This window comes from Pedobacter sp. AK017, from assembly GCF_014200825.1.
Taxonomy (GTDB): Bacteria; Bacteroidota; Bacteroidia; order Sphingobacteriales; family Sphingobacteriaceae; genus Pedobacter; species Pedobacter heparinus.
Window position 1 is genome coordinate 272,481 of sequence record NZ_JACHCW010000007.1, and the last position, 20,059, is coordinate 292,539.

Annotated in this window: 5 protein-coding genes; all 5 read left to right on the forward strand. The window is 46.4% G+C overall.

Going from position 1 to position 20,059, the window contains the following annotated elements; all coding sequences use genetic code 11:
* Positions 1-111: 111 nt before the first annotated feature.
* Positions 112-825, forward strand: coding sequence for a hypothetical protein (locus HDC92_RS12330; protein WP_015809678.1), 714 nt, complete (start codon positions 112-114; stop codon positions 823-825).
* A 556-nt stretch (positions 826-1,381) separates the two neighbouring features.
* Entirely contained in the window at positions 1,382-2,395 is a 1,014-nt protein-coding gene (locus tag HDC92_RS12335) for a helix-turn-helix domain-containing protein (protein WP_183874827.1), read from the forward strand.
* Positions 2,396-2,531: 136 nt separating this feature from the next.
* Positions 2,532-17,204 carry a gliding motility-associated C-terminal domain-containing protein gene (locus HDC92_RS12340; protein WP_183874829.1) on the forward strand — a complete coding sequence of 4,891 codons (14,673 nt, stop codon included), beginning with the start codon at positions 2,532-2,534 and terminating at the stop codon, positions 17,202-17,204.
* Positions 17,205-17,260: 56 nt separating this feature from the next.
* On the forward strand, positions 17,261-18,232 hold the full coding sequence (locus HDC92_RS12345; RefSeq protein ID WP_183874831.1) for a type IX secretion system membrane protein PorP/SprF: 972 nt from the start codon (positions 17,261-17,263) through the stop codon (positions 18,230-18,232).
* 12 nt (positions 18,233-18,244) lie between these two features.
* A complete protein-coding gene (locus HDC92_RS12350) occupies positions 18,245-20,005 on the forward strand; it encodes an OmpA family protein (protein ID WP_183874833.1) in 1,761 nt (586 codons plus the stop codon).
* Positions 20,006-20,059: the final 54 nt, after the last annotated feature.

Here is a 20,059-nt window from a genome sequence, read left to right on the forward strand (position 1 = left end):
TAGACAATAAGTATCCTGTAATGACATTTTACTGACACTATTAATTCTATTAAACCTACTTTTGCAGCCTTAAATATTATAATTAACAATTATTTAACATTTAACACATTTATGAAAAAATTATTATTATCATTAAGCATTGCTATTTTAGGTTTAACAGCTCAGGCACAAGACTTTAAACCAGTTAAGGGCGATGTAACCACAGAATTTGGTTTAACAGGTGGCATTAACACGACAAATTTCAATTTAAACGAAGGAGCAGGTTTATTGCGTTTCCGTTATTTTCAAAAAGATAATTTAGCCTACCGTTTAGGTTTTAATGTTGGCAGCCAGAACGTAACCAAAAATGCTTATGGTGTTGTTGGTACACCAAACGAAGGTAAAGAAGGATCTGCGACTACAAAAGCTACCCAATTCTTAATCAACTTAGGCGTTGAGAAACACTTTGCCGGTACAGAGCGCTTATCTCCTTATGTAGGTGGCGATATCCTTTTCGGAACCGGTACAACTAAAACTTCTTTTGAAAATGCTACAGGTTCTGCAAATGCACCTGTTTATGCAGATAATACCAGCAGTGAATCTAAAGGACCAGGTTATACTTCTATCGGTTTGCGTGGGGTAATCGGCGCTGATTATTATATCGCAAAACGTTTATACCTAGGTGTTGAAGCTGGATTCGGGTTCAATTATGAGTCAGCTGGTAAAGCTACCTCTACTACAACTGTAGGTGGCAACACTACTACAGTTAAAACCAAATCTGCTGGCAACAGCTTTGAGATCAACCCTAGCATCATCACTGGTGTTCGTGTAGGTTTTGCATTCTAAATAATGCACCGGCATTCCGGGGAATAAAAAAACCTGTTCATGATCTGAACAGGTTTTTTTTATAGTCTACCAGTAGTTATAATAAATACACAATTTTAACGATTTAAATACAATTAAAAATCAGTATTAAGATACCTTTGAAATAGGGTTGAAATACCCTTCAATTACCTAATTGGTATTTCAACCCTATTCCAACCCTATTCCAACCCTATTTTAAGCATAGTTAAAGCCTATGTTAATTCTGTCTTTATTATATATTTTAATTGTAGTTATACTGTATTTATATTGAATCCTTGAGATCGTATCTGCCTGCTGGATTATTATATTTCAATTTGGTTTCCATGTTTATCTATTAAATTTTAACTTCGCAGGACATTATTTTAACGACTTGCATCTGATATTTATTATAATTATTGGTTCGGTTTTTATACTTTGCCTGGTTCCAATTAAGCTTCTTTTTTTTGGCAGCGACCGACATTATTTGAGCCTTCTGCTCTGTGTTGCCATAGTTGGGATAATTTGGTACGGCCTTATTTATTTGCTAACCAATTCCGGATTGATAAAGGAGTACCCAATACTTTTCAACAAAGGCTTACCGCTTTATTACCTCATTGCACCCTGCCTTTTTCTTTACATCAGGGGCTCACTGCAGCCGGCCCACGCTACCTTCAGGTTAAACCACGTACTGTACCTTACCATTTCTATTCCGGCGCTGGTATCCATAATGCCTTATAGTCTTGCCGATGCTGCCACCCAGCAATGGGTAGTGGACAAGATAGAAAGCAATGTAGCTTTTGCCTTTAGTGACAACAGGTATATCGTACCTAACTGGCATTGGTTCACTTTTCCGCTATCTGGGCTTGTGTTTACTTTACTGCAATTTCGGCTGGCTGTATTGGCTGCAAAAACAAAGCAGTTTGATAAAAGAACGCTCAACTGGATTTTTGCTTTTACTGCAATTTGTGGTGTCATTTTCTTTGGAATGCTGGCTATAAACTTAAACGTGCTGGCAAACTTTAATGATACCTGGCGTATCCTGAAATCCGGAAAACTGGTATTGTTCATCGGACTGGCCTTATTGATGTTCAGCGGTTCTTTTTTTCTGAGCCCGGGCCTGATCTTTGGTTTTTCCAGGATAATGCCTAAAGGATATACCAGGGCTAAAGCACGTTTAAGCGTACCGCAAAACGAATTCAGTGAAACCCGGGTTAAACTGTATGACAGTGCCCTTGTTACCAGGGTTGAAACATACATCAGCCAAACCCAGGTTTTCAGAAAGACGGGGCTTACCGTAAGTGACCTTGCTTCCTTGCTGGAAGTCCCCAATCATAAGCTGTCCGACCTGTTCAATAACCACTACAAGCTTAACTTCAATACCTATATCAACAACCTGCGTGTCCGTTATGTAAAAGACCGGCTGGAGGCCGGCGAATGGAAACAATTTACACTGGAGGCAATTGCCCAGGATGCTGGCTTTTCCTCACGCAATAGTTTTTCGCTTGCTTTTAAAAGGATAACGGGTATAACTCCATCCAATTACTTGACCGCGCTGAAAGACAAAGCAGCATAAGCACTTGTCCTGATTTTCAAAATAAGGACATCAAAAGCCATTTATAGCGCAATAAAAGCAAATTTATTCATGAATTTTTGCAGCGCGGAAGCCTCATCCCCGTTCCGCGTGTAAGCCAAACATTTTAACTGTTTTCATGAACAAACGTAGTCTTCTTTTTTTTATTGCGCAGTTTTTTATCTGCACTGCAGCTTTTTCACAATTTACTTTAACCGAGAATTTTAAGAGAAGTACCGCCCCCGGTATTGTGATGGGTGGCGATGCCATTTTGACCTCGGGCAGTGTCGACAATGTAAATCAGGGCTGGTTGAGGCTTACCCCTAATATTGGTAACAAAAGGGGATTTGCTTATATAGATAAGGCATTTCCATCGACGCTGGGGGTATTGCTCGATTTTGAATATAAAACCTGGCATGACGACAATAACAACGGCGCGGATGGCATCGTGGTTTTCCTGTTTGATGGTTCTGTTACATCCGGCCAATTTGTATTGGGAGGTACAGGCGCAGCTTTGGGTTATACACCGAGAACGGATGTGACACCAAGCCAGGCCGGCTTAAAAGGGGCTTACCTTGGTATTGCCCTGGATGAGTTCGGAAACTTTTCTGCCGCAGCCGGGACGCCCGGAGGTACTGCGCCGGGAGTTACTGCAGTCAGGGTACCCAATAGCATCACCGTGAGAGGCCGGGAATCAGATAATTACAGAATTCTGGCAACTGCAAACCCTCCGGGTGGGACACAGATACAGTATACTACAAACACTGCAACCAGACCTGCTGATGCTTCGTTTTACCGCAGGGTGCAGGTAGAAATAAAACCAAACACTACCGGTAAATATGATATTATCGTAAGATGGGCAACGACACCTACCGGAGCCTTAACACAAGCATTCACCTATACACTGGTCGATCAGCAGGGAGTGAGCTATACGCCTCCTTCTACTTTGAAAGTCGGTTTCACTTCTGCTACGGGCGGTTCGCAAAACAACCACGAGATCCGCAACCTCTCTGTAACTACTCCTGGAAACGTGAGGGCTGGCAAGAGAGCAGATAAAGACGTACTGCGCACAATTTCCAGCGGCAATGCCAATCAGGTGACCTATACCGTTGAAGTAGTAAACGACAACAGTGTTGCACTTAATAATATAGAGTTTAAAGACAGATTAACAGATGCCAATGGTGTTCTGATCCCATTGAGCGCATTTAATATTAGCAGCGTAAGTCATACTGGTTTTTTAGCGGGGACTACGGTAAATAAAACAGGTACAACGAACGAGATCCTGGGCAGCCTGAACATGGCCGCGGGGGCAACAGGAAAAATTACCGTTACGGGAACATTAAGTGCTGTACCTGCCGGGAACACGCTTAGAAATACGGCAACCATCAATCCTACAGATATCACCGACCTGGACCCGGAGAACAACGTTGCTGTGGTAAATACGCCGGTATTGGCTGAAGATGTCGATCTTACGATTTCAAAAACGGCTGCTGTTCCATGTCTTAATGCGGCCAGCGGAAATGATTTTAATGTGGTGGTTTCCAATGTTGGTGCGGTGGCCACCTCTGGAAATAAGATCGTAGTAACCAAAACCTATCCGACCAGTTATACTTTTACCGCACTTTCCAACCCGAACTGGACATTAAGTGCCAGGACTACCTCTGGTTCTAACTATGTTTACACTTATACATATACAGGGGGTAATCTGGCTTCAGGGGCAAGTGCTTCGCCGATAAGTTACCGCATTAAGGTTCCGTCAGGTGTAAGTTCGTACCTGGACGATATACAGGTAAATTATTTAAATAACTCCAATGCGAATATAGAAGTTGCGGCCAACCAGGGTAACAATACCGCAAGCAATACCATTGCAACAGTTTCGGCTAAACCAACGGCGGTTACAACAGCTACCTATTGCCTGAATTCTACAGCAGCAGCACTTTCTGCTACGCCTACAAATGGGAATACCTTATTGTGGTACAGGAACAAAGGCGGGGTATCCTCTTTAAATGCACCGGTACCAAGCACAACAACTGCCGGAAATACCAGTTATTTTGTTACCCAGACCAATGGAAGCTGCGAAAGTGATTATACTGAAATTGTAGTTACTGTACAGGTCGCAGTTAATGCTGGCGGCATTGCCGGCAATCAAACCATTTGTAATGGTTCGGCACCTGCAGCATTAACTTCTTCAACAGCGGGAAGCGGCGGAACTTCCGGGGCGACCGCTGCTTACAGATGGGAACAGTCTGCTGATGGCGGAACTTCCTGGACGGCCATACCCGGTGCAGCCAGCACCACTTATGCCCCTGCAGCGCTTACAGCCAGTACACAGTTCAGGAGGGTTTACAGTACAACACTAAATGGTGTATCTTGTGAGGCTGCTACCAATCCTGTTACCATTACAGTTCAGAATATAACAGGGGCCGGAACCATCGGGGCAGACCAAAGCATCTGTACCGGAACAATTCCGGCTGCCTTTACTTCGGTTACCAACGGAAGCGGCTCTGCAGGTGCCACACTCAGCTACAAGTGGGAAAGTTCTACGAACGGGACCGTATGGACAAGCATTAACAATGCAACATCGGCCACCTATACCCCAACTGCGGCCTTAACAGCAACAACTCAGTTCAGAAGGACAACAATTTCCACACTCAATTCGGTTGCCTGTTCTTCAGTGTCCTCCAATGTGCTTACCGTTACGGTTAACCAGTCGCCTACTACAGCAAATGCAGGTCAGGATGCAGAACAGTTCAATTCCGGTGTATTTACTTTACAGGGTAATGCACCAGCTGTTGGAACAGGTTTATGGACCGTAGCAAGCGGAACAGCAACGATAGACGATCCAGCTAACCGCAATACTACCGTAACCATTGCAGAAAATACCAGCGCAACGTTAAGGTGGACCATCAGTAATGGTCCTTGTGCGGTTTCTGCCGATGATGTGAAAATTACGTATACCAAAAGGACCGATTTGCAGCTGAGCAAAACGGTTGATAAAACAGCTCCAAAAGTTGGAGAGAATGTAACCTTCACCATAACGGCTAAAAACAATGGACCAAGTGATGCAAGCGGGGTTCAGGTTACGGATGTTTTAAAAGCTGGGTATACTTTTGTAAGCAGTTCTTCCGCAAATTATACGGCTGCAAATGGGATATGGCTGCTGGGTAATCTCGGAAATGGCGCTATCCAAAGCCTTACCATCATTGCCCGCGTGAATGCCAATGCCATCGCGGCCGATTATACCAATGTGGCCACGATCTCCGGCACAGAAACAGATCCGGATGGAGCAAACAATACCTCAACTTTGAATACCGTTGTTCCTGTACCTTCGGCAGACATAGAGATCAATAAAACAGCAACGCCAAAGCCTGCAATTGCCGGGCAGGCACTTAATTATACGATTACTTTAAAAAACAACGGGCCGAGTACACTTAAAACTTCCGATGTTTTCGTCCTGACAGAAAATTTCCCGGCAGGCTATACGGCCTCAACTTTTACGGCTTCTGCCGGAACGTTTAACCCGGCTAATGGAAACTGGAACGGCCTTACCCTGGCAGCAGGGCAGCAGGCAATTTTAACCATTGCAGGTACAGTGGCCGCAACAGCAAGCGGAACGCTGACCAATACGGTTTCTGTAGCTGTTCCGACCACAATCTCTGATCCGAACATCAGTAACAACAGTAAAACCGACAATACGGTAATCAACCGGCAGCTTGATCTGGGCATTAGCAAAACATCGTCGCCAAAACCTGTAATTGCGGGTAACAACCTAACCTATACCCTTACTTTAAGCAACAATGGCCCTTCGGCTTTACTGGCATCAGATGTTATAAAACTGAACGAAAACTTTCCCGCAAATTATACCGCCTCAACCTTTAGCCCATCAACCGGCACTTTTGACAAGAATACCGGCAACTGGACCGGTTTAACATTAACCCAGGGACAAACTGCAACTTTAACTATTACGGGTACTGTGGCAGCAAATGCTGTAGCAACGCTGAGCAATACCGTGAGCATTACTGCTCCAGCTGGCACTAACGATAACAATACGGCAAACAACACCGCTACCGAACAAACTGCAGTTAGCCGTTCTATCGATTTTGAAATTACCAAAACGGCAGTGCCAAAACCCGCGATAGCTGGCGAAACCTTAACCTACACCATAACGGTGAGCAACAAAGGTACAAGTACTATGACCGCTGCTGATGTTTTAAAAATTACCGATGTTCTGCCTTCAGGCTTTACCGGGGCCAGCTATAATGCTTCGGCAGGCACTTATAATGCTGCCACAGGAGAGTGGTCCGGTTTAACCCTGGCCAGCAGACAAAATGCCGGTTTAACCATTACCGGAAAAGTGGCTGCGGCTGCCACCGGTACGTTAACAAATAAGGCGGTTTTAACCGTACCTGCCGGAATAACCGACCCGACAGGAAGCAATAATGAATCGACAGACAATACCACAATTGTGAGCAAGCCTGTCCTGGCCATCACCAAATCGGGGGCTTCGGGCTTAACAGCAGGCGCTGTGGTAAATTATACCCTTAAAATTGTAAATACCGGAAGCAGTGATGCCATCAATGCTGCGATCAATGATGCCGTACCTGCATCGGTAGAAAATGTAAGCTGGACAGCTACGCCTAATGGGGCAGCCACGCTGGTTTCGGGAAGTTCCGGAAATGGCAATGCTGTGGCAGTTAGGGCCAATATTCCGGCAGGAAACGCAAATAACTATATCAGCGTCAGTATCAGCGGAACATTAAACCCTGGGACTACTGGCAATGTTATCAATACCGCTTCCGTGCTGCCTGCAGAGCCTCAGGGTTCGGGAAGCAACTCTTCGGTAAATGCGAATGTAACCAGTTCATCCGGAATTGTGGTGTCAAAAGCAGGGCTATCTTCGGCAGCAGCCGGAGACGCAGTTACCTACAGGATTGAAGTAGGAAACAACGGGCCAAGTAATGCAACCGGAGTTCAGATTACTGATCTTGTTCCGGCGGCTCTGACCAATGTAAGCTGGACGAGCCAGGCTCAGGGCGGCGCAGCTGTAACAAGCGAAGCTACCGGCTCAGGAAATAACATTAACCTGATTGCGAACGTCCCGGCGGGCGCACAGCATAAAGTAATTTTAAATGTAACGGGAACGGTAAAGCCCGATTATGCTGGCTCCATTACAAATACTGCTGTTGCTACACCACAGGAAGCGGGCAGTACACCTGTACAGGCGCAAGCAGTAACCGGCATTAACAGGAAACCTGTGTTTACAATTGTAAAGAACGGCCCTGCTACAGTAATTGCCGGTAATACCATTGCCTATACTCTAACTATAAGAAACACTGGCCCTTCCAATAGTTTAAACACGGTAATTACCGATAATATCCCTTCGGGTATTACCAACGTGGCCTGGACAAGCAGCGTTACAGATGGTACCGCCAGCATTACCGCCGGTGCAAGCGGAACAGGAAATGCCCTGAGCCTGACCGGAAATTTTAATGCGAACAGTACCGTACAGATCAATGTTACCGGAAAAGTAAGTTCGGAACTGCTGGGCAATATCATCAATTCGGCAACGGTTGCCCCGGCCGAAGCTGGTGTTGTACCGGTGACTTCAAATGAAGTGAAGACTGCAGTAAATACAAAATCAGGATTAACGATAGCCAAGAACGGGCCATCCTCGGTAATTTCCGGTACCAATATCACCTATACCATAGAAGTTGGAAATACCGGGCCAAGCGATGCTCTGAATGCAGCAATTACCGATTTAATTCCTGCTGAAATACAAAACCCTTCCTGGACCGCCGCTACAACGGGTGGTGTAATAATAGTTAGCGGTGGGACCGGGAATGGGAACAACCTTCAGACTGTGGCCAATGTTCCGGCCGGAGCAGGCAATAAAGTAGTTGTAACCATTACCGGTAAAGCAAGTGCAGGCTATAATGGAAGCGTAACCAATACCGCAAGCGTAACGGCAAGCGAGCAAAACAGTGCTTCACCGCAATCCTCTGTTACTACAACGATAAACAGGCTGCCTGCGGTATCAATTACCAAAAATGGTCCCTCCTCAGTTATTTCGGGTGCCGACATCAGCTATAGTATAGATGTCATTAATACCAGCACCGCCGATGCACAAAACCTGGAGATGAAAGATCTCATTCCTTCAGAAATCAGTGCAATAAGCTGGACGGCTGTTACGGCAGGAGCTGCTACTGTAAATGGGGCTGCTTCAGGAACTGGGAATAATATCATTTTGACAGGAAATATCCCTGCAGGTGCAGTAAACAAAATCACACTGCACATCAGCGGAAAGGTTAGCCCCGCCTACAAGGGTTCATTGAGCAATACAGCAACAGCAACACCTGCAGAAACAGGTACCTCAGCAAAAACTTCAACAGTTAACACTGTGGTGCAGAAAATACCGGTGCTTTCTATAGAGAAGACGGGTCCGGAAAACATCAGTGCAGGTCAAAACATCAGCTACACTTTAAAAGTTAAAAACAACGCTACTGCTAATGCCGATTTGGCAGCAATTACAGATAATGTTCCTGCAGCCATCCAGAACGTAACCTGGACTGCAACGGCAAGCGGTACAGCCAGCATTAACGGCCCGGCAAGTGGCACAGGAAACAACATCAATGTACTGGGCAATATTCCGGCGGGAACGGGAAATGAAATTTCGGTTACCATAAACGGAAAAGTAAATCCATCGGCAAATGCCAGCCTGGTAAACACTGCAACGGTAACACCTGCAGAAAGCGGGGCTTCGGCTAAAACATCAAATATCATAACCACCCAGGTAAACAAAACACCTTCGGTTAGTTTAATTAAAACCGGACCGGCTACAGCCAAAGCCGGGGAAACGGTTACCTATATTATAGATGCGGTTAATGCAGGTCCGTCTAATGCCGATAACCTGGCGATAGCAGATGTGTTGCCTGCGGTTCTGACCAACGTTACCTGGACTGCCCTTGCCAGCGGAACCTCAACTGTTACCATGGCATCAGGCACAGGAAACCTGGCCCTGGCCGGAAACCTGAATGTTGGCGATGCCAATAAGATCCGGATAACCATTAGCGGAACCATCCCGGCAAACCAGTTAAATACAACCATTTCAAATACAGCGACAGCAACTCCGGCAGAGACGGGCATTACGGTCAATTCCAATTCGGTAAATACGGTTATTGCTAACAGGAGCAATATTTCCATCGTAAAATCAGCTCCTGTGTCTGCTAATGCAGGCGAGCTGATAAACTATACATTGCTGATTAAAAATACCGGTCCGAGTAATGCTTTAAATGCAAGCATTGCCGATGCTGTTCCTGCCGATATACAGAATGTAAGCTGGACGGCTTTGGCAAGTGGAGCCGCAAACATAACTTTTGGGGCTGCAGGAACCGGGAATGCAGTGAATGTTAAAGCCAACCTTCCTGCTGGAGAGGCCAACACGGTTTTGGTACAGATCACAGGGAAACTAAACCCGGCATTTACCGGTACATCGATAAGCAATACCGCTTCGGTTACACCTGCAGAATCAGGAAACCCGGTGGTTAACTCCAATACTGCGGGTACTTCAATAAGCAAGCAGGCGGACCTTAGGATTTCCAAGACCGGACCGACCAGTCTTTTTGCCGGTGAAAAGGCTACTTATACCATTACTGTGGAGAACCAGGGGCCGGGAGACGTAACCGGGGCCACGATCGGCGATCTGCTTCCGGCGGCCATCATCAACGCCAGCTGGACTGTTGTTACCCAGGGTACTGCTACGACCAATGTAAGCAGCGGTACCGGAAACCTGAACCTCAGCGCCTCGCTGAAAGCCGGAGGGACAGATAAGGTTATTGTTACTTTGGTTGGCACGGTAGATCCTGCCTACGAGGATGCAAATGTGATCAATACTGCCACTACAACACCACCATCGGGGGTTACAGATCCAAGTCCGGCCAGCGCTGTGGTAACTACGGCAATTGCACGTAAAGCCAATGTAAGGATGGTGAAATCCGGCCCTGCGAATGCCAAGGCCGGTGAAGAAATAGCCTATACCTTAAAAATTACCAACCAGGGCCCAAGTACGGCTACAGGCACAACGATTGCTGATAACCTGCCTGCCGGTATTGTCCCGGGATCTGCAACATGGACCGCCACGGCCACTGCGGGCTCCAGTGTAAGCGTAGCTTCGGGAACGGGGAATGTTAACCTGACAGCAGATATTGCCCCGGTTTCAGGGATCATAGAAGTAAAGATCAAGGCATTGGTAAGCCCTTCGCTGGCCGATGCGGCTTCGATCTCGAATATGGCAACTGCAACTGTTGCTGCCGGTATTACAGATCCGGAGCCCGGAAACAATACTTCAACTTTTAATACCGTTATAGACAACGATCCGAACTTTACAGTAGCCAAATCCGGACCTGCAAATGCAAATGTAGGTGATCAGATCACCTATACGATCCTGGTTAAAAATACCGGTTCGGGCGACATTACCGAGGCCTTTATTGTAGACAACGTGCCAGATGATGTTGAGGTACTCAACTGGACGGCAACGGTTAATGGTAACGCTTTAATTAAAGCGGGCTCAGCATCATCGGGTACAACGAACAATGTATATACTGTTGCAGATATTCCGACAGGCAGCAACAGTGTACTCATCACCATTAACGGAGTGATCAAACAAAGTGCAGGTTCTACCTTCACAAATAAAGCGGAAGCAACTTCAGGCGTAGTTAAAGGCAGTTCGGTATCGACAAGTGTTAACCGCTCCACAGACATTGCTGTGATCAAGGCTGGTCCGCAAACGGCTTCGGCCGGAGAGAACATTACCTATACGGTAAATGTGTACAACAATGGTTCGGTTGATGTTAACAACCTTGTAATTACAGACAATGTGAATGCCTTGCTTACAGATGTAAGCTGGACGGCAACCGCAACAGGTTCGGCACGAATCAGTTCGGTACCAAACGGTACAGGTAACAATGTACAGTTAACCGCAGATATTTCTGGTGGCCAGGACAATTATATCACGGTTACCATTAATGGAAGAATTCCTTCGAATGCTGTTTTAGGCCCATTGTCCAATACCGCAACGGTAACCTTGCCTTCTGGAGTATCGGATTATAACACAGCAAACAACAATTCCCAGGTAAGTACAAATATAATTAGTACCCCAACATTAGTGATACAAAAAACCGGGCCTGCTACGGCTTCTGCAGGAAACCAGATCACTTACAAAATTAAAGTAGACAATACGGGTCCAAGTGATGCCGCTACAGTAGACATTGCAGACCTTTTACCGGCCAAGCTTAATGCCGTACAATGGCAGGCCTCAGCCGATGGCACAGCGGCAATCATTTCCGGAGCAAACAGCGGCACGGGGAATGTGGCGGTAAATGCAGGTATACCTGCAGGTGCTCGTGTGGTGCTTGATGTGACAGGAACCATTAACCCGGATTTTGCAGGTACCATCAAAAATACTGCAACGGCTAAAACAGGCAGCAACCCTGTAATATCATCACCGGAAATCAATACTGTTGTAGATAAATTAACGAACCTTACCATTATTAAATCTGCTGCAAGTACAATGAGTGCCGGACAGCCTATCGTATACACCATAGAACTGGGCAACAATGGGCCTAGTAATGCTACAGGAGCAATATTAACAGATAATATTCCTGCCGGGATCCTTAACCCGACCTGGTCTTCCAGTGTTTCGGGTGGTGCTGCGGTTACAGCCAACGGAACAGGCAGCGGAAATGTGCTGTCGCTGACCGGAAATATTCCAAAGGGCGGAAAAATCTATGTTACCATTAATGGCATATTGGCTGCCAATGCAACCGGAAGCGTGTCAAATACAGCAACTATTACACCTTCTGAACCAGGAAACCCTCCGGTTGTTTCTGTTCCGGCCATTACCACAGTGAAGCAGACACCTACGCTGCTGCTCACGAAATCTGCCCCGACGCTTTCTTCAGGTGGCGAGGGCATTACCTATGTCCTTAAACTGAGCAATTCAGGACCTTCTGATGCATTGAATACTATTTTATCAGATGCTGTTCCCGGCAGTGTTGAAAATGTGAGCTGGACCAGTACAACTGCAGACGGTGCGAATATGCTGTCTGGCGCTACGGGAACCGGAAACAACGTGTCGTTAACCGCTAACATCCCTGCAAATGGAAGCATAGATGTATTGATCAGCGGTACAATTAATCCCTTGTTCAAAAATACATTGGGAAATACCGCTACTGCTACCCCATCAGAGCCGGGTATTCCACAAGTTCAGAGTTCAGCGTCCACATCCGTTACGCCAGCAGTAGATTTCGTGATCTCGAAAAGTGGTCCGGCAAATGTATCGGCCGGTGAAACGATTAACTACCAGGTTATAGTTAAAAACAATGGTCCGAGTACGGCATTGAATGCGCTTATCGCAGATGTTGTTCCGCCAGAGATCAGCAATGTAAGCTGGACTGTAACCGCAGAAGGCACAACTGCAATTTTATCAGCAGATCAGGGTACGGGCAATAACATTTCAGTAAATGCCGACCTGCCATCAGCCGCGGCCGATCGTATTGTGATCAATATTACCGGTACGGTTTCTTCGTCATTTAATGGAACAATCAGCAATACGGCCAGCGTTACCCCGGTAGAAACCGGCACGCCGGTAACTTCCGCACCGGTTACAACAGCGGTTAGCAGACAGCCGGCAATTAAGGTCATCAAAGGCGGACCGGCAATATTAAGATCGGGCAACAGGATCAGCTACCTGATCAAAGTGGTAAACGAAGGGACAGGCGATGCGATAAACCTGTCCATAAATGATGCCGCACCAGCTGCGCTAAGCAATTTGAACTGGACAGTAGAGAATATTGGTGCAGCAACAGCTTCTGCTGCAAGCGGATCTGGAGATATCAATATCACAGCCGATCTTCCGGCAGGAGCAGCAAATGGAATCAACATTTATGTAAACGGAGAGATCCCTGCTGCTTTTGATGGGGCCATTCTGAATTCAGTTACGGCACAGCCCTCAGAAAGCGGGATTTCTGCTGTTACATCTTCCGTATCTACGACAGTTTACCGCTCATCTTTAACCCTGGTTAAAACGGCTTTAAATTCGGTGAGCAAAGCAGGTGATGCGATCAGTTACGAGCTGACCATAAACAATACCGGTACTTCTGCTTTAACAGACCTGGTAATTGAAGATGCAGGCGCAGATGCAGGAAGCATTACACCTGCAGGCATAGCCTCACTGGCGGCCGGGGCAACAGTTAAAGTAACGGCCAAACACACCCTTAGCCAGGCAGAGGTAGACCTGGGCAGTTTCAGCAACAGCGCGCTGGTACTGGCAAAAGCACCGGATGCTTCCGAGGTTACCGATGTTTCCGGAAATACCGTGGGCGATGATTTACCCACAGTAGTACAGATAAGCCCTGCTCCGGCAGTCGCCCTGGTCAAAGAAATCGCAGGCAGCATTCCGAACCAGGCAGGACAAAGCATAAACTATAATTTGACGGTTAAGAATACAGGTAATGTTACCTTAAACAATTTGCTGGTTACGGATGCAAATGCTGTCGTAGCCAATAGCCCGATCCCTCAGCTGGCCCCTGGTGCAACGGCTGTTGTTACGGCAAGCCATGTGCTTACGCAAGCTGATGTAGATGCAGGAACGTATATCAATACTGCAGAAGTTACGGCTAGTCCGGCAATCGGGGCCAATGTTTCTGATAAATCGGGCACAACGGAGGCGAACGATGAGCCTACCGTGGCTACTATTGTTCCAAACGGCGCCATGAGTTTGACAAAAGCAGCAAATAATACCGGTACAAAGGCCGGCGATGTGATCAGTTACACCATTGCAGTAAAAAATACCGGTAATGTGACCTTAAGCAATGTGGTGGTAAGCGATGCCGGCGCGGATGCAGGATCTGTTTTACCTGCAAGTGTAGCTGTTTTAGCACCGGGAGCAAGCACCACCTTAAGTGCAAAACATACACTGACCCAAGGTGATGTCGACAACGGAAGTTACAGCAACCAGGCTGCCGTTGCTGCCCTGGACACTAAAGGGACGCTTGTTTCAACACCAAAATCTGACGATCCGAACACAGCGGCTACAGACGATGCAACAGTAGTGAACATTTCCGAAAGCGGTTCACTGGTTTTGACCAAGGCGGCAGCCAATACCGGCAGCAAGGCTGGTGACGTCATTAACTACACCATAGTAGTTAAAAACACAGGTAACGTGACTTTAAACAATATTACAGTGACTGATACCGGTGCAGATGCGGGCTCAATTACACCGGCAAGCGTTGTAAGCCTGGCACCAAATTTAACGGCAACTGTTACCGCTAAACACACCTTAACACAAACAGAGGTAGATAACGGAACATATAGCAACCAGGCTTCGGTTTCAGGTAGTACGCCAAAAGGAAGCGTGATCAGCAATCCTAAATCAGATGACCCCAATACGCCTGCGGTGGATGATGCCACAATAGTTGCTATTGTACCTGCCGGGGCAATGGCTTTAACGAAAGTTGCAGATAATACCGGCAGCAAGGCAGCAGATGTGATCAATTACACCATTGTAGTGAAAAACACAGGTAATGTGAGCCTGAACAATATAGTGGTGAGTGACGCAGGTGCTGATGCTGGTTCAGTAAGTCCTGCAAACATTACAAGCCTGGCACCTGGTGCAACAGCTACAGTTAAGGCTAAACACACTTTAAGCCAGACAGAGGTAGACAATGGAAGCTATAGCAACCAGGCCTCTGTTGTTGCCAAAGACCCTGCAAATGCAGTGGTTTCAACATCAAAATCAGATGACCCGAATACGCCTGCTCCAGAAGATGCAACGGTTAGCACAATTGTGCCGAATAGCGCCATGCATTTAACCAAAGCAGCCAACAATACCGGGACAAAAGCTGGCGATGTGATCAACTATACCCTCGTGGTAACCAATACGGGCAATGTAAGCCTGAGCAATATTGTGGTAAGCGATGTGGGTGCAGATGCGGGGTCAGTAAGCCCTGCAGTTATTGCAGCACTTGCACCGTATGCAAGTGCCACTGTAACCGCTAAACATACATTGACGCAGGCCGAGGTAGATAACGGAAGCTATAGTAACCAGGCGGCTGTTGCAGCCAAAGACCCTAAAGGTTTAGTGGTTTCAACGCCAAAATCAGATGATCCGAATACGCTTGCTGCAGATGATGCGACGGTAAGCACCATTGTATCAAACGGTTCCATGCGCTTAACCAAGGTTGCAGGCAACACAGGAACAAAAGCAGGTGATGTGATCAGTTATACCATTGTGGTTACCAATACAGGGAATGTTACTTTGAACAATGTTGCGGTAACTGATGCGGGCGCAGACGCAGGTTCTATATTACCTGCAAACATTGCGAGCCTGGCACCAAACGCAAGTGCCATGGTAACCGCTAAACATACCCTGACCCAGACAGAGGTCGACAATGGAAGTTACAGCAACCAGGCTTCCGTTTCCGGTAAGGATCCAAAAGGAAATGTCATCGGTAACCCTAAATCAGACGATCCGAATACACCGGCACCGAATGATGCAACCGTGATCAGTATGGCTTCCAGCCCGGCAATTACCCTTGTTAAAACAGGTGTGGTAAGTACAGACGCAAATACTGTAACCTATAGTTTCAGCATCAGGAACACAGGAAACGTAACCTTGTCGGCCATCACCATCAATGATCCGAAAATTGGGTTGACCAGGACCGTTTCGGCGCCACTGGCTCCCGGCATATCAATTACAGAAACGGCTGTTTACACTTTGAGCCAGGCCGATAAAAATGCCGGAAGCGTAAGCAATAGCGCCACAGTGACTGCAAAGTCGCCAAGCGGCCAAACCCTAAGCGACGTATCCGGAACGGCTGAAAGCAACAATACGCCAACAGTAACAGTCATTCCTCAAAAGGCCCTGATCTCACTGGTTAAGACGGCCAGTTTCAGCGGCAACAAAGTTACCTATACTTTCAGCATTAAGAACCTGGGTAATGTAACCTTAAACACGGTAGAACTGAGCGATACCAAACTTGGCATCAGCAATAAAGCCATTGCCCTGGCAAACGGCTTATTGCCAGATGCTTCTGTGGTAACAACAGAGGTTTACACCTTAACACAGGCCGATAAAGATCTGGGCCAGGTCAGCAATACGGCTACTGTACAGGCCAAGGGGCCTTCTGGCGCTACAGTGCAGGATGTTTCCGGAACGGCGGAAGGCAATAATTCACCAACGGTAACTACTGTTCCGAAATCGCCGGTTGCGGTTGACGATAAGGCAGAAACCAAGGCGAACAGCCCGATTATCATATCCGTTCTGGCCAACGACGATCCGGGTAATTCCAGTCTTGACCTGCTGAGCATTGAAATAGTAACACAGCCTCAGCACGGTACGGTTAAAGTTAATACAGACGGCAGCATTACTTTCAGCCCTACACCGGGATATACCGGAGCTGATACTTTCCAGTATCGTGTTAAAGATTCATTTGGCTACTATACAAATGTGGCTACGGTAACGCTCAATGCAAACTTCTTTGAGATCCGCGTACCGAATCTGTTTACGCCAAACGGGGATGGCATCAATGATACTTTCGAGATCAGAGGGTTAAACCAATACCAGGACAATGAGCTGGCCATCTTTAACAGGTGGGGCAATGAGGTCTTCAAACAGAAAGGTTACCAGAATAGCTGGACAGGAGAAGGCCTGAATGAAGGTACATATTATTACGTGTTGAGGGTAAAACGCATTGGAAGTAATCAATATGAAATTTTCAAAGGTTATATAACCCTTGTCAGGGCATTTAAAAAATAGGAAACAGACAGGACCGGGTTGGTTCAATTACCTGGTCCTGATCAAAACGATATAAGATGAAGAAACTAATACTATCAATTACAGGATTAATATTTTTCCTTGTGCAACCGGTCTCGGCACAACAAGATGCACAATTCAGCCAGTATATGTTTAATGGCATATATATCAATCCTGCTTACGCTGGATACCGGGAGCAACTCAACGTCCATGCATTTTACCGGAGCCAATGGACGGGCATAGAAGGTGCGCCGAAAACAATGTCGCTGGCAATAGATGCCGTCGCTAATGATGGTAATGTTGGACTGGCTTTCCAGGTGTCGAATGACAAGCTGGGGGCACAAAGTAACCTTTCTGCGTATGCCAGTTATGCCTATCGTTTAAAAATGAACAGCGACGGAACATCAAGACTAGCCTTCGGCCTGAGTGCAGGTATAATGCAATTGGGAATAGATGGCGCGCTGCTTAACCCGAACGATCCGGAACCTTTTCAGCCTGTAGGGCTGCAAAGTACCATTGTTCCGGATGCCAGGGCGGGGATATATTATTCAGATAACCAATTCTATGCCGGCTTCAGTATCGATAACCTGCTGTCGCAATACATCGATGTAAGGAAACATGCTTTTATTCCGCAACCTAAGCCGCACTTTTACCTCACAGCAGGTGTATTGATGCCGTTGTCTGCCGAGGTCCTGTTAAAGCCATCCTTCCTGTTGAAAGATGACCGTGGCGGTCCTACCAGTCTGGACCTAAGCGCTTTTCTTATCCTGGCCGACAGGTTCTGGGTAGGTGGGGCTTACCGTACGGGGGTTAAACTATATCAAAAATCCTATATCCAGCAGGGCTTATCCAACCTCAATTCGGCTGTAGCAGCGGTGCAGGTTTTTCCTGCCCCGAACTTAAGGCTAGGTTATGCCTACGATTTCTCAATGGGCGCAATGCGGGGTTACAGTAACGGAACACATGAAATGTCTATCAGCTACTTCTTTAACCGCAAAAAAACCCGGATGTTAAGTCCACGTTATTTTTAAAAATATAAAGAAATGAAGAGAATCCTATCGCTAATATTGACCATTTCCGTATCGCTGTTGAACCTTGGTGTTGTAAGGGCACAATATATTTTAAAGGAAGCCGACCAGCAATTTGAGCTGTTTAATTATAATAAGGCCATCACTTTATACCTGCAGGCTTATAAAAAGAAAGCCACGGTGCATGCCGCCCAGCGTTTGGGAGAAGCGTACCGCTTCAAAAATGATTACCAGGCTGCAGAAAGCTGGTACGCCAATGCGGTAAAACTACCGGGAAGCAATCCTGAAAATACGCTTAACTATGCAAAGGCTCTACAGCAGAATGCAAAATTCAGTGCGGCCAAAGCACAGTATTTAAATTACTTCAGCAAAGAAAATACAACTTCACCGAATGTAAAAAACGAGTTGCTGGCATCCTGTGATTCCGCAATAAAATGGATGAGCAATCCGAAGCCGGTTCAGCTCAATAACCTTGGTTTGCTAAACGGTCCTGAATCAGAATGGGGCAGTGCAATTTATCAGCGCGCGCTGGTATTCGCATCCGACAGGGAGCATCCAAGCGGGAACAAGCCAATGAAAACACCATTTTTGAAGTTTGATGCTACAAAGCTTCCTGACAGGAAAGTTTATGGCTGGACAGGAAACGGGTACCTCAGGCTTTACAGCAAACAAGAGAACGATAGCGTACAGGTTTTTCCGGTCAATGTAAAGAGCAATTACCATATCGGAGCAGCAAGTTTTACTGCCGACGGGAATTATATGTACTTTACCCTAACCCGGATCCCGGAAAAACTGGCCAAAGGGGCACACAATATTGCGACCATTAATGTAGAGATTTACAGCAGCAAAAAAACCGATGAAAAGTGGGATGAAGCCGTTCCTTTTAAATACAATAAGGTAGATGCGTATTCCGTTGGTGACCCTTTTATTTCCAATGACGGGAACAGACTTTATTTTGTTTCAGATATGCCAGGTGGCCTGGGTGGAACGGACATTTACTACGTAGAAAAAAATGAGGGCGGTGAATGGGGCGAGGCAGTTAATTTTCGCGAGGTAAACTCGGCAGGAAATGAACGTTCCCCGTTTATGGCTAAAGCAGATGAATTTTACTTTTCTACCGATGGCAGGACAGGAATGGGTGGCCTGGATATTTTCAGGCGGTATAAAAAAGCCTACGGAGAAAATCAGATTGAAAATTTAGGATTCCCGGCCAATTCCCCCCAGGATGATTTTGCGTTCAATACCGACGCAAATACCGGGATATCTTATTTTTCATCCAATCGTTTTGGCGGTAAGGGCGGTGATGATATTTATAGTCTGGAGCCCAAAATAGCCGATAAACCCATTGCCCCTGTAAAAGCACTGACAGAGCCCCTAGCTGTTAATAAGGAAGTATCCCTTCCATCAACGGAAAACAATAAGCCCATCAGACTGGAGAACATCTATTACGATTTTAATAAATGGAATATCCGGGCAGATGCTGTGGTGGAACTGGAAAAACTTGTGCAGGTCATGAAAGACAATTCAAAGATCTGGATTGAACTGGGTTCACATACCGATAGCAGAGGAAATGACGCCTACAATTTCACCTTGTCGCAAAGAAGGGCAGAATCTGCTGTCCGGTATATCATTTCACGAGGAATAGATAAAGCCAGAATAGAGCCCCGGGGATATGGAGAAACGCAGTTGTTGAACCGCTGCCTGAATGGCGTAAAATGCACCGAACAAGAACACCAGCTAAACAGACGGACCGAGTTTAAAATAATTAAAGATTAATACGCAACGGTCCACATATCTGTGGTATTGTTTCCAATGATGGCATCATCTCAA

Bases quoted from the DNA above. Each gene is read 5' to 3' on its own strand.
- HDC92_RS12345 (WP_183874831.1), top strand. From the start codon at position 17,261: ATGAAGAAACTAATACTATCAATTACAGGATTAATATTTTTCCTTGTG.
- HDC92_RS12340 (WP_183874829.1), top strand. From the start codon at position 2,532: ATGAACAAACGTAGTCTTCTTTTTTTTATTGCGCAGTTTTTTATCTGC.
- HDC92_RS12350 (WP_183874833.1), top strand. From the start codon at position 18,245: ATGAAGAGAATCCTATCGCTAATATTGACCATTTCCGTATCGCTGTTG.
- HDC92_RS12330 (WP_015809678.1), top strand. From the start codon at position 112: ATGAAAAAATTATTATTATCATTAAGCATTGCTATTTTAGGTTTAACA.